The organism is Olleya sp. KKT75, from assembly GCF_055635485.1.
In genome coordinates this window covers 1,736,698-1,753,025 of record NZ_CM145759.1, presented here as the reverse complement: position 1 = coordinate 1,753,025, position 16,328 = coordinate 1,736,698, and the positions used below count along the sequence as shown (strand labels likewise).

Here is a 16,328-nt window from a genome sequence, read left to right as displayed (position 1 = left end):
TTGAGGAATCCCGTAAAACAATACAAACTCTTTCATTTACTTTTAACTTTTGTACAATGAATGGAATTTGATATTGTTTAATGTCATAGGTTTAATTAAATTTGAATTCATTAAATATAAAACATGTCTAAATTAACAGTAATTGATTTTTTTTGTGGAGCTGGAGGATTCTCGGAAGGCTTCAGACAAAAAGGTTTTGAAATTATAAAAGGTTACGATAATTGGCAACCAGCTATCGATACTTATAACCATAATTTCGGGACTAACTCAACAGTAAAAAACCTGTTAGACTTTAAAGACTCTACTGAAGAAATAAACCTTCTTCCTAATACAGATATCATAATTGGATCACCACCTTGTGTTTCTTTTTCTAGTTCTAATAATAGTGGTAAAGCAGACAAATCACTAGGTTTAGAATTAACAAAATGTTTTTTAAGAATAGTAGCTGTTAAAAAGCACCAAAAAAACTCCATACTTAAAGCTTGGTATATGGAGAATGTAGTTAATTCTAAAAAATACATTAATCAAATTTATTCTTTTGAGGATTTAGATCTTGTTGACTGGGCTTTAAAAAACAAAATAAATCCAAAAGACAAAGCTTTAAACCTCTTAGACAACACAACAATTATTAACTCTGCCGATTACGGTTCTTATCAAGCTAGAAAAAGAGCTATTTCTGGAGAAATAATAAAAGTCAATAAACTAGTAATACCAAAAACTACGCATTCCAATAAGGCAGAAAACCATAAATTGGAATGGAAAACACTTAGTGAACTTATTAATCAATTTCCTAGTCCACTATTAAAAGAATCGAAGAAAAAAATAAAAGATCCAATATATAAATCCATTACAGTCAATCTAAACCAATTGACTGATCATTTTTACGATAGTGGACTTTATAAAAGTGAATGGAGACAATCACGAGAACATAAAGTCAATCACTATTGTATGGGAAAAATGTCTTTTCCTGAAAATAAAGACAAACCTAGTCGCACAATAACCGCTACAAAAAGCGGAACCTCTAGAGAGGCTTTAATATACAAATCGGAATATTCTCGAAAAGGAAATGGAGAGTATCGATCTCCAACAGTAAGAGAAGCCGCAAGTATAATGGGCTTTCCTTTCACCTATCAGTTCATTGGCACTTTACATTCTAAATGGAGATTAGTTGGCAACGCTGTATGTCCATCGGTAAGTAGAGTTTTAGCAAGCGAAGTGTTAAACCAAATTAATTTTTCAAATCCATTAAATCTAGATTTAGTTAAAGAACCTAATTTAATTGATGTACCAAATCTTAACGATTTTAAAGAAAAAGTATTTGACAAACAACCAAAAAGAACTAAAAACTCAAGGTTTAGAAGGCATCCTATAAAAGCAGGAAACCTAACAGTTACATTATCTAACTTTGATATAGAAAAAAATACTAAAGCAACTAAAAAATGGTACACTTCTATACAATATGGAACAGGAATAGATTACAAGAATCAAAAAATTGAGGATAATTTTTACAAAACATTAGAACCAATCATACTAGAAGAGGAAACTGGACCTCAATTTGTTAAAGTTATAAATAATGGTTTTTCAGAAAAAATTGGATCCTCATCAGAATTACAAAAAATGTACGAAGAACAAATTGCTTTTAAAAATTTACTAGAACCAACCGAACTAGTTGAAAAGGTAAGCGAAATAATAAGTCAAATTAAATTTAAAAACACAGATTACACTCAAAGCAAAACTATTGTTTTTGAAAATAAAGATATAATCCCAATGAGTCAGGTTTTTGCTTTATATGCTATTAACAAAATTACTACTATTGCCAACTCAAACTAAATAATGCCTGTAACCTTCCTACCATACAATCCGATTTCTGCATTAGATAAAATTATAACCAAAGAAGATGGGTCTCCTTTACAAGGAGAAATTAATGTTTATAAAAAATTACACTCCGATTTAAGTAATAGTGAGGATGATTGGTATGTATGGCATGATTTAAAATTACCAACACATTCAGATAGTTCTAATTATTACAAAAAAACAAGTGCTCAAATTGATTTTCTGATTTTATGTAAAGAAGGGTTATTGGTTCTTGAAGTAAAAGGCGGGCCCATATCAACTAAAGATAATGACTTTTTTTATGGTAAAATGTTTCAGCAAAAAATGAAGCAGAACCCTTTTAAACAAGTCGAAGGTTATAAATTTACACTAAAGGACAACTTATTAAATAATTTTAAAAATTGTTTTTTTTGTGATGCTGTTGCTTTACCTCACGTTAATTATGAGTTCAAATCTAAACTTGTTGACACCAACTTATTATGGACTGAGTTTACCGCAAAGGAATATAATAATTCGATAGAAAAGTTCATTAAACACACTTTCGCTCACACTAAAAAAAGACATAAAAATCACTTTCGCTCATACGAAAACATATCGTACCAAGAAATTAATGCAATAAAAAATATTCTGAGTCCGATAGTAAATGATAAAAATGAATATGATTCAATTGACACATTAAAGTGGCTTGGAATACAGAATATTGAAATTCTAGAAGGGTTGAACAAAAACCCAAGAATTATGATTGAAGGCCCGCCAGGAAGCGGAAAAACTACTATTGCTAAAGCATTTATAGATAAACAAATCGGAAAAAAAGGAATTTATATCTGCTGGAATAATTTGTTAATGCATTACACCAAAAACAAATTAAAAATACGAGATAACACAAAAAACATAGAAGTAACTACTTTCTTTAGGTTCATTCAAAAACATAATCCCCTAAAGACCTATACCGAAATTACTTTACTTACAGAAGAAGAGTTCTATTTGTTATTAAAAGACACTCTGACAAACCTAGAGAAAGTAGAAAGTTATGACTTTATTGTTATTGATGAAGGACAAGATATTTTTGATAGAGGATTGGACTTATTTATAAATAAATTATGTGGTTATAATGAAAATGGATTAACAAATGGTAATTCATTGGTATTATATGATATTGATCAAAGCTATTCATTGGGCGGAAGATCAGTAGGTGAACTTGCTGATCTTTTAACAGAATATTTCACTCATTTTAAGTTAAATGAAATAAAGCGAAGTGCTCAAAACCCGGATATACGATTATTATCCTCAGTCATTTTAGAAAATCCGACAGAAATTTTGAGCAAAAAATTTAATGAAACATATAACAATATTACAATTAAAAAGCACTCTTCCCTCTCTAAAGTAAAGAAACACCTAGTTAACAATGTTTTAAATTCAATTAGACAGGAAAATTCATCACTTAAAGGAGTAGACTGTATAATACTTATAGAATCTAAACTATTAAAAGGAGAATATCTAGGTGATCCAGATATGCATTACGAATTAGCTATTAAAGATATTGAAGAGTTAAGCGAAAAAAACATTACCGATACAGCAAATAAATTAAGATATACATCTATTTTAAAGTATAAAGGACTTGAGAGTAAAAATGTATTCTTAGTTGTAACAGAACCTTCGGACTATAATAAATACGAACTCTTTATTGGAGTAACTAGAGCAATAAATAATGTTGAAATAAATATAATTTATTGATGGAAGTAATTAATCAACATATAAATAAACATATAGCTCAATTTATAGAAAACCCAACTGATGGGTTCGAGGAAATCTTTTCTGAAATAGTTAATAGCGAAAAAGAAAGATTAAAAAAACTATTAATTTATGTTGATAGAATACTGAACATTATTGCTACTTCTAATAACTCAAAAATAAACTACTTACATCTTCATATTGAAAAAGATTTTGATTTTAACGATAGAACAATAATTCTAGAATTTCTAGTATTAAGACACTTTTTATATTCTTTAGAAAATGATAAATCTGAATTAACAAATGAGTTAATTCAGGGTAATATTTCACGTATAAAAAGAGAAATAAAAAACAATCAAATACCAGCCAACGCAAGTGGAAAAAATGGAGGAAATCGAATTTACAAAAATTGGAAAAATAAAAAGGATGAAAAGAGAGCTGAGTTAGATTTTAATAACAAAATTCTTAATTCTAATAAACTACAAGTAAACACACTAGTTAACACCTTAACTAGGTATTCCAATGAATGTATTGATAAATTTAAATCAAAACAATATGTAATCCAAATTGAAGATGTTAGTCAAAAGAAGTCTTATGTTGCCATTAATAAAGAAAAAACATTAGATCAAATATTAAACCAAATAGACCAAAACGAGCAATTAGTAGATAACTTAGAAAACATTATCCTTTTTGATAGTGAAAGCAAGTCAAATTTCATCAACTTCAATCTAAAAGAACTTCTTGAGTGGAATGGGGATGGAACAACATTCAAAAAATTACTAATTATAACTTTTGGCAAAAAAAAAGTAAATATAAATAACTTAAAAAATAAATTAAATCAAGTTGACTTTAAATTTAATACAGAAAAAAATGAGTTATTAAAACCCTACGTTATCACAAATGGAGAAGTCAATAAGTTAATAAAAATAGATAATCAAAATCAACTAAACACAAATTTTTACGGTATTGAAAGTAATACCTTTTGGGATAGCTTTCTATTAGAAACACAAATACACGAAAACTTATACGAATTAATCTCAATAAAAATGAGAAATATATATTCGTTAGTTATTAATGAAGGGATAAAAGAGATTGTACTAGAAAGTATCTTTGGTGGTAACGAAGGTACAACTCTTATTTCAGAAACTACACAACAGGAATTTCCTGATGAACTCAAAAATGAATTAAAAGAAAACCTATCTAATACATTAGATTACATTATTAACTCATCTTGGAAAGATGAAATTAAAAAACTTATTCACGAAAACACTACTATAGTTATTTCAAATGAATTCTTAGAAAATAATATATTAAAAAAAGAATTGCAGAAAGAACTAGGACTTTCACATTCTAACAAATTAATCAATTGGGAAGAATTAAACTCAATGACCTCTGAAAACTTATTAATTCTAAATTACTTAGATCCTGGACATTACCCTTATTATTTTTACCCAAATATTATTGAAATACCTACTATAAATTCTAAAGGAATTTTTCTCAATCTATTGTTTAAAAACAAATTTCAATGGGCAAATTTCAATAACAACAATGATTATTACAAACTACTTAATCATAAAGTAAGGTCAGACTATTTCGATTGGAATATGGTTAAAAACAAAGTAAATAACCTAAGACCAACAGTAAAAGAAAAAACTTCCTGGGATGTAGAAAGTTCATATGTTAATAATGGTAATAAAGAGGTGATAAGAATTAAGCTTTCATCCGCAAATAGACCTCATAATTATCACACCTCAGATTTATTTATTTATAAATCTAATGATATAAATAAAGTTGCAAGAGCAATAGACTTATTGGCTCTAAACCCAACTGAAATACAGAGCTTAGATGATATAACAAATGTGCTTCCCATATATGATAAACTAGCAGATATAAATAAACAAGAAGAAGAATTAGATGTTATTCGTAAAAAATTCAAAATTGCAGACGGAGAAGATGCTGGTCGTCTATGGAAAGTTCTATTAAAACGTAAATCAGAAAACAAAGGGAAAGAGTCTTTGTATACTGAAATTCAAGAATTATTAGGCCAACAGAACCTTAAGATGGTTTCCTTTCAACATTTTGAAAATCATTGGATAAACCCTGAAAGTAAATCTTTAGCACCTATAGTAAAAAAAGTATTTTTATCAATTTGTAATTACCTAAATCTTCCTAAAACTTATATTATTCTGATAAGTCGAATTAAAAATAAAACAAAGCAAACTACCAGAAATAACACAAGAAAAATGAATCTTTTATTTAAAGATTTATTTGATGATGGTTGTTTTGATAATATTTCAAAGACAAGGGAAATACTAATTACCAAAAAAGAGTATTACCAAAAAAACCATTCTTTAGAAGAGTTGGGTATTGATGAAAATCATTTGCTTGAAAATTTGGTGGCTTTAGTAGAATTAATTAACCCTGAAATAAGCTTGCAAAAAGTGGATTCAATTGAAAGCATCAATTTATGAGTATAATTAACGAAAAGAGAGAATCACTTGAACGATTTATAAAAGAGCAAACTTTAGGTCCTGGAATAAATGGTTTTAGGTTTATTGATGTTGAAAATGAAGATTTTCAAAAAACAAAAATAGACAAACTAAAACCTATTGATTATACGAGTGAAATAATAGACATTGTTCCTGCTGCAGTATATAGTACAGGTATATTATTTCCACAAGATAATAGCAAAACCTGTAATGAAGGAATTACTCTTGATAATAACGAAGTTAATGAAGATGAAGAAAATGAATCAGAAGAATCAAGTACTCAAAACACAAGTACCGAAAATATAGAAGAAACAGATACGATAGCACTAGATCAAATGTTTCCTAAAACTATGGGAATTACTTGCTGTCTAGATAATAGCTTTTTGGAAAACGAAAATTTAGAAATCAAACTAAATGCAAGATATTATAGTAAGTTAAAAAGAAAAAAAGATAATGTTTTTAATAATAGATATGGAGTAAATTGTGAATTACCTTTCGAAATAATTAATCAATTCATTGAAAAACATCAATTAAAAAACTTTCATTTAAAAGAAGTAAATGGAAATTTATTTTTATTTATGAAGTATCTTAGTTCTGAAGATATTTCTCAACTAAAAACTAGTCTACGCACCATTCAAAAAGAAGTTGCAGAAGAAATATTTTCACTTAATAAACAGTATTTCATCTCAAAAAATATTACTCAAAAAAGAAGTTATTTAAGTAATCTCAAATCAACAATTTATAATGATTTGAAATATAAAATTACAGATCAAAAACAAAGAAAATCTTATTATGATATTTCTCAGAAAATAGAAGAAGGAGAGAACATCATAAGTCATTTTGAAAATTTATTAAATGTAAATGGTGGTGATTTTGGATTATGGCAGTCAGAATTAATCGAGAGAAGAATATCCTTAAATATGATTTCTTTTCCAAAAGACAGAAATAAAATATCCTTTCTATATAAAGATTTAAATGAGAATTTTACAGTTTCTGATATAGATGGGAATATTATTAGTAATGGCTTATCAGATGTTTATCAGAATGAAATAAACAAGGAATACGACAAAGCCTCATTATCTATCAACCTCCAACTTAGTAGGGATACAAGAAACTCTAAAAACTCTAATAAGATTTTTGTAAAAGTTCAGTTAATTAATACAAGTACACCATTTACACAAGAAAAAGATAGCTCTAGATATTATTCCACTTTTAATGAAAAAGTAAATGAAAAATGTTTTTTTGGTGTTAAACTATCAATTACTAATAAACATCTTATTCCCTATAATGAATTAAGTTTAGATACTTCTAAAACGGAGTATTCAGAAGATGAAACAACTGATTATATTTATCGACAATTTGAAGATTTTGGTATAGGTCATGGTTGTTCGGTAAAGTGGGATAAAAATCTCAACACCATTGAATCGGAATATATTCCAATTTGTGACACTCCAGATGTTGATCCTACTCCTAGAAACAAATCAAAAGCTTTAGTTAAAGACAAAAAGGGAAATTATAAGAACCCTTTATTTTTAGAAAATTCGAAGGCACAACAATTTAAATGGCTCTCAACTTTTTCTGACGCAAAAAATGAAGAGGTCATTAGTGGATTAAATGCTTTTGTTGACGCCTATGGAAATTGGATAAAAGACAAGAGAAAACAAGTAAACGACCAAGAAAAAAACATAGCAAATCAAGAACTTAAAAAATGTTCACTTGATTATCAGAGAATGAAAGAAAATATTAATACTCTTCTTTCAAATGAAATAAATATAGAATCTTTTAGGTTAATGAATTCTGCTATGTTTATGCAAATATGGCATTCTGTAAATACTAAAAAAAATAAAGTACTTCCATTAATGGAAGATGTTGATTTTTCAAACTTCAATACCGATTTTTATAAAAATGCCAGTGACAAATTATTTTCAGAAACAGAATCAACTTCTTGGAGAGCCTTTCAATTAGCCTTTATTTTATTGAATTTAGATGGTATTTTTAAAAATGAAGATGATCTTAATTGGGAAAAAAGAAATGATTATGTTGACTTAGTTTGGTTTCCAACTGGTGGTGGTAAAACTGAGGCATATCTTGGGTTAATAGCTTTAACGATAATAAACCGTAGAAAACTACACAAAGAAAGAGGAGGTGGAACTGCTGCAATAATGAGGTACACCTTAAGACTGTTAACTTTACAACAGTTCCAAAGAGCTACTTTAATGATAATGGCATTAGAACTAATTAGGAGGTGGGATGTATCTGTTTTAGGTAAAGAACCAATCAATATTGGGCTATGGGTAGGAAACAATTCAATTCCAAATAAACTGACATACAGAGTTAATGATAAAAACAAAGACTCTTTACAATATGAATTTGAAAAACTAAATGATATTAAAGGAAAAGAGAATAAGGTTCCTTTTAATGAATGTCCTTGGTGTAATTCAAAAATAATTGGGGACACAATTCCAGATAAAACTGATGATATTTATAATAAAAACAGATTACATCTAAAATGTTCAAATAAAAAATGTTCTTTTTCATTTGGAAGATTATTAAGTAGAAGACGACAAGACCAAGGACCTATTCCCGTTAATCTTTGTGACGAAACAATATATCAACACCCTCCTAGTTTGCTTTTTGGAACGGTCGATAAATTTGCTCAATTAGCTCATAAGGTTTCGAATTTAGATACAGCAAGAAATAGAGATTCTAGAAGATTGTTTGGAAGAGGAAATTGGGAAAATGGAAAACCTACAGATGGATATTTCCCCCCAGATATTATTATCCAAGATGAATTACATTTATTAAATGGCCCTTTAGGTTCATCAGTAGCACTATTTGAATCGGCAGTTGACCAATTATGCACAAGAATAGATGGCACAAGGCCTAAAGTAATATCATCTACCGCAACAACTAGAAATACAGGCCTTCAAATTGCAGCTTTATTTGATAGAAAAGTGAATCTGTTCCCAAAACAAGGCGTAGAATGTGATGATTCTTTCTTTTCATTTTACAAAAGATCGTTCTCTAGTAATGATAAAGAAGATTTTATTTACGAATCTAAGAGAAGGTATATAGGCATATTACCAACAGGAAGAACTCAAATTTGGATGCAAATGAGGTTAGCTGCCATAACAATGACTCATAGAGCTTTGTTTGAATTGCAACAATTGGGGAATAGTGAAACTATAGATTTTGAAAAATACAACTCGTTTGAAGAGGCTATGGATTATTTTCATACTATTATTTCTTATTTTAATAGTCTAAAAGAAGTTGGAAAAACTCAGTCACAAGTGCAGTCCTACATTTTAAAAGAAGTTCGTAGGGTTTTCAATAGAGTGATTAGACCACAAAAACTACTTCATTCTTTATATACTTATGGGCCAATAGAAGAGTCAGAGTTGACAGGAAGACTCTCTGGTGAGGAGGTGAAAAATGAGCTTAAAAAAGTAGAAGAAAAATGGGACGCTTCATTAAGGTTTGCTCACATAAAAAATGCTGAAATAAAAAGAGGGAATATTTCTCCTGAGTTTTTGGTCGCTACAAATATGATTTCTGTTGGAATAGATGTTTCTCGCTTTAATTTAATTATTATGAACTCTATGCCTAGAAATACAGCCGAATACATACAGGCTAGTAGTCGTGTAGCAAGAGATTCTTATGGCTTAGTCCTTACAGTGCATCATCCTTTTAGAGCAAGAGATATTTCGCATTATGAGAAGTTTATTGAGTTTCACGAAAAAATGTATAGTTATGTCGAACCAATATCGATAACTCCATTTACATCTAAGTCTGTTAGCAGATATTTAGGACTATACTTAGCTACAATGTTGCGACACACAACTGATTTTGTAGAAAGAGTATCTGCATCTAATATTTGTGACATTTCAGATTCAGATGTGTCAGATATAATAAGTCAATTAACAGCTAATTTTGATAGTCGTATTATTAAAAACAAAATTTATGATAAGGAAATTCAAAATCTTCTAAAACCACAAAATATTGATTTTATAAAGTCCTGGATAGAGGAAGCTTTCAAAGAATGGAGAATAGAAGCATCTAAAGCTCTTGCAGATAACAAAACATTTGTTTTTAGTAACAAATCAAAAAGAACAAATGCTAACCAAGAACAATTATATGTTGATTTAGATGCCTATGAAGCCGATATTCATAGTAAAAAATGGCAAATACCTATGTCATTAAGAGTAATAGAATCTGAAGCAGCAATAAAAATCAATTCAAAATGAAAATACTAAATCAATCACAATATAATCAAGGAATTGGCAAGTTCAAACTTCTATCATCAAATGCAGGTGTAGGCTCTATTATTACTACTAAATTAGGTTCTTATGCTTTAATATTAGACATTAATAAGTGGAAGTTTATAGAATGGGCTAATAGAAAGATTTCATTAATTAGAGAGAATGAGTCTGATAATCAAAAAATATATGATCGAGCAGAGAGTGAATTAAACAATAGAGGACTATTGATAGTAGATGATAAAAGATTTGTAGAATTCTTGAAAATAGAAAAAGAGCTAGAATCTTTAGTTTGTCTGATAGATATTCCACATATGTCATTAAATGAAAGTTTTAATACTCCTAATTGGAAAAATCACCCGATAAAAACTGCTTTAGATATAAATCAAGAAGAAGGTAAATCTTCTGATTATATGATAAACGCAACACATTTTCCAAAATGGTTTACAAATAGGAAAGGCCATCTTAAAAAGATAAACGATTGGAAAGACATCTGGGTAAAGGAATGCAATAAACAAAATGGTGTTTTAAAACTCAATCATTTTGCTCCTCCAAGAGATGGAAATGATTTTAGAAGTGAATTTTATGCGAAAAATATTGAAGGAACCCTTGTTAAAAACAAAGTATATCAAACTTTAAATCAAACAAACATACTATTAATTTGTCCGAATGGCCATTTATCCGATATACCTTGGTCTAAGTATTTAAATTGGAAACTTAATCACAGAAATGATGACCCCGAAGCTAATCATTTATTAAATTATGATGGTTGTTGTACAAAACCAGAATTAATTTGGACTGAAAGTAAGAATAAATCTGAAGGGTATGGGAGTATTTATATTCATTGCAACAATTGTGGTTCTGGTAAGGACCAATCTTTTAAAGTTAATTTAGAAGGTATAAATAGTATTAAACCAAAATGTAAAGGTGAAAAGCCTTGGGAACAAGAATTAGATAGCTTTTCAATTCCAAATGAAACCTGTAATCTCAAGCCTGAAGAAGGAATGCGGATCGCTCTAGTAACTGCAAATAATGTTTATTATGCCAGTGGTTTTTCAAGTTTATATATTCCATTGCATCTAGCGGAAAATAAATCAAAAGAAATGATTGATGCTTTAATTGTATGTAATGATAAATTTAATCGAACGTTGGGAACTAAGTTTGAAAAATCGAAAGAACATTGGTTTAATAAAAATGTTGATGAAGAGTTTTTAGAAATAGATTGTGGCATAAATATCTCAGATTTATCATTTTCAATTGATGAACTTATTTCAAAATTGGGCACTGAGTTTAATAATGATTGTACAGATGATAATATAGATAATTTCGAAAACTACAGATGGCAAGAATATCATTGTTTTACACAAAACCCTTCAAATAAGGATAATGGACTAAAGTTTACCGACATTGTATTGTCAACTGAGTTAAGTTCTTACTTTTCTAAAGTGCAACAAATTGAAGAATTAAAGGTCACACAAGTACAACTAGATTTTACCAGGGTAGAACCGAGAGATAGAATTGTTAAAAATGGTACAGTTGAGTATTCTAAAGAGGCTAAAAATATTTTTTCCGAAGAAGCAAATAAACTTTTTATATTACCAGCTAATGAATCTTTAGGTGAAGGCTTATTTTTTCAATTCAATCAAAAAAAATTGGATGATTGGATTAATTCAAATGAGAAGATATTATCTGAAAGATTTAAACGCTTTATGCAAGAACCAAATATTGATATTCAGGGAGCTGCAACAATGCGGAAAATATATAATAATGGTATTAAACATTTTTTAATTCATAGTTTTTCTCATATGATTATGCGTGAGCTTGAATTCTCTTGTGGATATCCAACTGCAAGTTTAAAAGAACGCTTATACATCTCTAATAACACAGAAAAACAAATGTCAGGTGTATTAATATATACAGCAGAAGGTTCTGAAGGAAGCATGGGAGGTTTAGTTTCACAAGGGGAACCTGAAAGGATATCTATAATCATAAAAAAAGGCTTAGAAAGAATGGAAAACTGTTCTTCTGACCCTTTATGTTGGGAGTCCGAAGGCCAAGGTATTTTTGATTTAAATTTAGCTTCTTGCTTTTCTTGTTCTCTTGTTGCCGAAACAGCTTGTGAAGAAATGAATTTAGGATTAGATAGACGAGTTTTGATAGATGAAGAATTTGGGTATTTTAAAAATTAAAAGCTAATAAAATTAAAAAAATTGATTTTCACTTATTACTCTCCCCTAAAATACTCCATACACTTAATTGCAGGATTTGTTTTTCGGTTTTTAAAACTATGCGCAAAACTGCTTACTATTAAAATAATAGCCGCAACTAGCGCTGTATAAGCAACAGTACTATTAGCATCGTTATTGGCAACATAAATAGCAATTAAAGCCCACGCACCAACAAGTGCAAACTCGCGCATGTTTCGTTTCCAGGTCACTGCTATATTTATTACAGTAGCTATTACTATTAATAAAACGGTCCAAAATGTTGGAGACAATCCAAAACCCTCCCAATTATATTTTACTAAAACAGCAGAGACGTTAGCAATACTAGCTACAGTAATCCAACCACTATAAATTACAAAAGGCCACCATAAAAACACAATTACAGAAATTGGAGCATCAAATAGTTCCATTTTATTTTTAAGCACTATTTGTAATAACGAGAGTAGTATAATAAAGATAAATATTGAGGATAGTAAGGTGTAACCGTAAATCCAAGTGACAATCCAAGCACAATTAGCAATACAGGACACTAAAAACCACCACCCTGTTGTTAAAATAAAAGCATCGTCTCTAACCTTTACAAACAAACTACGTCCTTGATAGACTATAAACCCAGTTAAAAACAGATAGATTAATCCCCAAATTGAAAACGCATAACCTGCGGGCGTAAATAATGTGTTATAGTCTTTAGAGATTTCGCCAATGGTTGTGTTATTTAATAAACCTGTGTTAGATAAATAGTTCATTACAATTACACAAACAAATGCAACTCCGTTAATTATTTGTAGTCGTTTTTTCATGGTATATTATTTTAAATAGCTTTTAACTTAGAACTCTCTTTTTCCTGATAAATAAATGTATCGTAAAGATACATACAACCTCCTAATTTTACTTATTGATATTTTAAAACGCCATATGCGCATATAAAATAGGGCTATTATTTTTATTAGCACTCTTTAAATAAAAGTACATCATAACTAATATGTAAATAGCATACCTATTTCTACTTTTTAATGCCTAAAAGCAATACTTTTAAAACTTCAAATTTTTATAATTTTTATTTCATTAAAAAACAAACCAATTTAAAATTCGCTATGAAAAAACTGTTATTAATTGCCCTAATACTATTTTCTAACCTGATTATTGCTCAATCTACTACCAACCTTAAAGTAAGTGAGAGTGCCGAATATAAAGACAAAGTTAAATCTAATGATATTTTAGCCATATACACGTCTAATACAGGAGAAACAGTTATTGCTAGAAACAGTAAAAAAACCTTGCTTTTTGATGTTTTTGATACCAATCAAGAAAAAGTGTTTAATAAAAATGTAGAAGTAAGCAAAAAAGAAACTTATGTTGGTGACTTATATTTTAATAACCAACTAAAGCTTTTTACCGTTTATGCGCCCAATAAAAACGATCGTATTTTATATTGTCATATTCTAGATTTAAAAACCAAAAGCTACAAAAAAGTAACTGTCTTTGAAACAACGGTAGAGAAAAAACAAAGTCTTTTTGGATCTAGCAGACGTCACAATACTAGTTTTGCGATATCGCCAGATGGTAATTATTTTGCTATTGCAACAGACAATATCAAGAAAAACAGAAATGCGTATACAATACATGTTTACGATGCAGAAACGCTAAAACTAGAATTTAAAAAGTCTTACCAAGAAGATGAAACAAACACGTTTACACACAACGATTTATTTATAGAAAATGATAAAACTGTATTTTCTTTAGGTAAATTATTCACCAATGGAAAAAGACAAAAGAAGCTTAATGGTGATGCTAATTACCAATTTATTTTAAATAAAATAACACCGTCTGCTGTGTCTGATATAAAAATCAGCTTAGAAGACGATCATATCCAATCTTTAAGCATCTCTGTAATAGAAAACAAATTACATCTATTAGGTTTTTATTCTGAAAAAAATGTAAATCGTGTAAAAGGGGGTTGCGATTTTATTATTGACACCAATAATCTAACTATTGCAAATCAAAAAAAGAACCTGCTACCAAAGCAAGTATTTGACGATTTATATAGTTACAGAAAAGCGAATAGAAAAAAGAAAAAGCAAAAAGAGTTAAGCAATTTTGAAATTGACTACATCTTAAACGATAGTCAAGGTAACACCTATTTAATTGCAGAAGAATTTTATGTTACACAAACTTATGTACAAACGGGAACTGCTGGTGGATATTGGCAAACCGTTTTCCATTACGATGACATTTTGATTTTAAAATTTAATACCTCTGGTAACCTTGATTGGGGAAGAAGCATCTTTAAAAGAGCTACTACGCCATCTTACAACGCCTTTTTAAAGAACGACCAATTGCATGTGATACTAAATTCTGGTAAAAACCTTACAGAGAAAAATGATGGTAGAACTAAAGTCTCTAAAGGTTGGTTTGAATCGTCAGCATTATACGATTTTGAATATGCTATAAATGGTGATGTATCTTACAACAAAATACAAGACAATAGAGGTAATGAGTATTACTTACCTTATTTCGGAACGTTTGAAACAGATAAATTTATTATGATGAGTGATGGTCGAAAGAAAAAAACGTTTATGATTTTAGAGTAAAATCTATGATCTAAAATAACCTGCTAAAAAAGGCTACCAAATTGGTAGTCTTTTTTTTAACAAGTTTTAATGACAGGTGGGTTTTGCGGACACCCCTAAAGCCACCTCTAAGGGACAACCATCACATCAACAGTTTTTTACGCTAATTTAATTGGTAGACATAAAATGTATAACGAAGTTTAGCACGCATCCCTCCGGCAGAATGTCCCCTTGAGGGGACCGCAGGGGTGTTCACACTCTGCTATCTCAGACCCCCTCTTTACGGACACCCCTAAAGTCCCCTCTAGGGGACAACCATCACATCAACAGTTATAGCGCTAATTTAATCGGTAGACATAAAATGTATAACGAAGTTTAACACGCATCACTCCGGCAGAATGTCCCCTTGAGGGGACCGCAGGGGTGTTCACACTCAACTATGTCAGGAACGCTATTTAAGGACACCCCTAAAGTCCCCTCTAGGGGACAACCATTATCTCAACCGTTTTTTACGCTAATTTAATTGGTGGACATAAAATGTATAACGAAGTTTAGCACGCATCACTCCGGCAGAATGTCCCCTAGAGGGGATCGCAGGGGTGTTCACCCAGCTTTAGTCAGGGCTGATTTTCAGTCACGCACTCAACTCCCTAACTTTTTCTTCAATAACCAACAACACACTAAACATGTTTTTCTTTACTTCTTCATTAGTAAACCTTAAAAAAGTAACACCATAGGCTTCTAATTCGCCTTGTCTTTTAGCATCATATAATACTTTATGATCATGACTAGAGCCATCGATCTCGATAACTAAACCAATTTCGTGACAATAAAAATCTGTTATATAATTCAACATCGGTACCTGTCTATGAAACTGAACACCATAAGCGCGCTGTTTTATATTTTGCCAAAGTAAGACTTCGGTTAATGTGCTATTTTTTCGTAATTGTCTTGCAAACAATTTTAAGTCTGAACGGTATGGGATGATCTTATTTCTCATTATGTAGAATACTTAAAGTAATTATGAGCTCCGGACACACTTCTGAAGCTTATTCAACTATGAACTAACGAGTTAAATATATAACATTATTTGGAGATGTGTTTTAAGGACACCCCTAAAGGCCACTCTAGGGGGCAACCATTACCTCAATAGTTTTGACGCTAGTTTAATTGGTGGACATAAAATGTATAACGAAGTTTAGCACGCAACACTCCGCAACAATG

The 16,328-nt window shown here is 29.8% G+C and carries 8 protein-coding genes; 6 read left to right on the top strand and 2 right to left on the bottom strand.

Going from position 1 to position 16,328, the window contains the following annotated elements:
• Window positions 1-123: 123 nt before the first annotated feature.
• The 5 genes from ACZ2G2_RS07710 to drmB are packed head-to-tail and all read left to right on the top strand — an operon-like array spanning window position 124 to window position 12,498.
• Window positions 124-1,830 (top strand): DNA cytosine methyltransferase, encoded by a 1,707-nt coding sequence (locus tag ACZ2G2_RS07710; RefSeq protein WP_470394880.1) that lies wholly within the window; start codon window positions 124-126, stop codon window positions 1,828-1,830.
• A 3-nt stretch (window positions 1,831-1,833) separates the two neighbouring features.
• The gene (locus ACZ2G2_RS07705) at window positions 1,834-3,567 is read left to right on the top strand and encodes a nuclease-related domain-containing DEAD/DEAH box helicase (protein ID WP_470394878.1); all 1,734 of its coding nucleotides are present in this window, start codon (window positions 1,834-1,836) and stop codon (window positions 3,565-3,567) included.
• A complete protein-coding gene (locus ACZ2G2_RS07700) occupies window positions 3,567-6,035 on the top strand; it encodes a hypothetical protein (protein WP_470394877.1) in 2,469 nt (822 codons plus the stop codon). Before ACZ2G2_RS07705 ends, ACZ2G2_RS07700 begins: the two co-directional genes overlap by 1 nt.
• Complete coding sequence (locus tag ACZ2G2_RS07695) at window positions 6,032-10,297, top strand: helicase-related protein (protein ID WP_470394875.1); 4,266 nt, start codon at window positions 6,032-6,034, stop codon at window positions 10,295-10,297. Before ACZ2G2_RS07700 ends, ACZ2G2_RS07695 begins: the two co-directional genes overlap by 4 nt.
• A complete protein-coding gene (gene drmB, locus ACZ2G2_RS07690) occupies window positions 10,294-12,498 on the top strand; it encodes a DrmB family protein (RefSeq protein WP_470394873.1) in 2,205 nt (734 codons plus the stop codon). The genes ACZ2G2_RS07695 and drmB overlap by 4 nt, the downstream gene beginning before the upstream one ends.
• Before the next feature lie 35 nt (window positions 12,499-12,533).
• Here the strand turns inward: drmB and ACZ2G2_RS07685 are convergent, their stop codons facing one another.
• The gene (locus ACZ2G2_RS07685; RefSeq protein WP_470394871.1) at window positions 12,534-13,334 is read right to left on the bottom strand and encodes a tryptophan-rich sensory protein; all 801 of its coding nucleotides are present in this window, start codon (window positions 13,332-13,334) and stop codon (window positions 12,534-12,536) included.
• Between the two features lie 294 nt (window positions 13,335-13,628).
• Between ACZ2G2_RS07685 and ACZ2G2_RS07680 the strand changes: the two genes are divergently transcribed.
• Window positions 13,629-15,125 (top strand): hypothetical protein, encoded by a 1,497-nt coding sequence (locus ACZ2G2_RS07680; RefSeq protein WP_470394869.1) that lies wholly within the window; start codon window positions 13,629-13,631, stop codon window positions 15,123-15,125.
• A gap of 613 nt (window positions 15,126-15,738) precedes the next feature.
• Here the strand turns inward: ACZ2G2_RS07680 and ACZ2G2_RS07675 are convergent.
• Window positions 15,739-16,104, bottom strand: coding sequence for an endonuclease domain-containing protein (locus tag ACZ2G2_RS07675; RefSeq protein WP_101015399.1), 366 nt, complete (start codon window positions 16,102-16,104; stop codon window positions 15,739-15,741).
• Window positions 16,105-16,328: the final 224 nt, after the last annotated feature.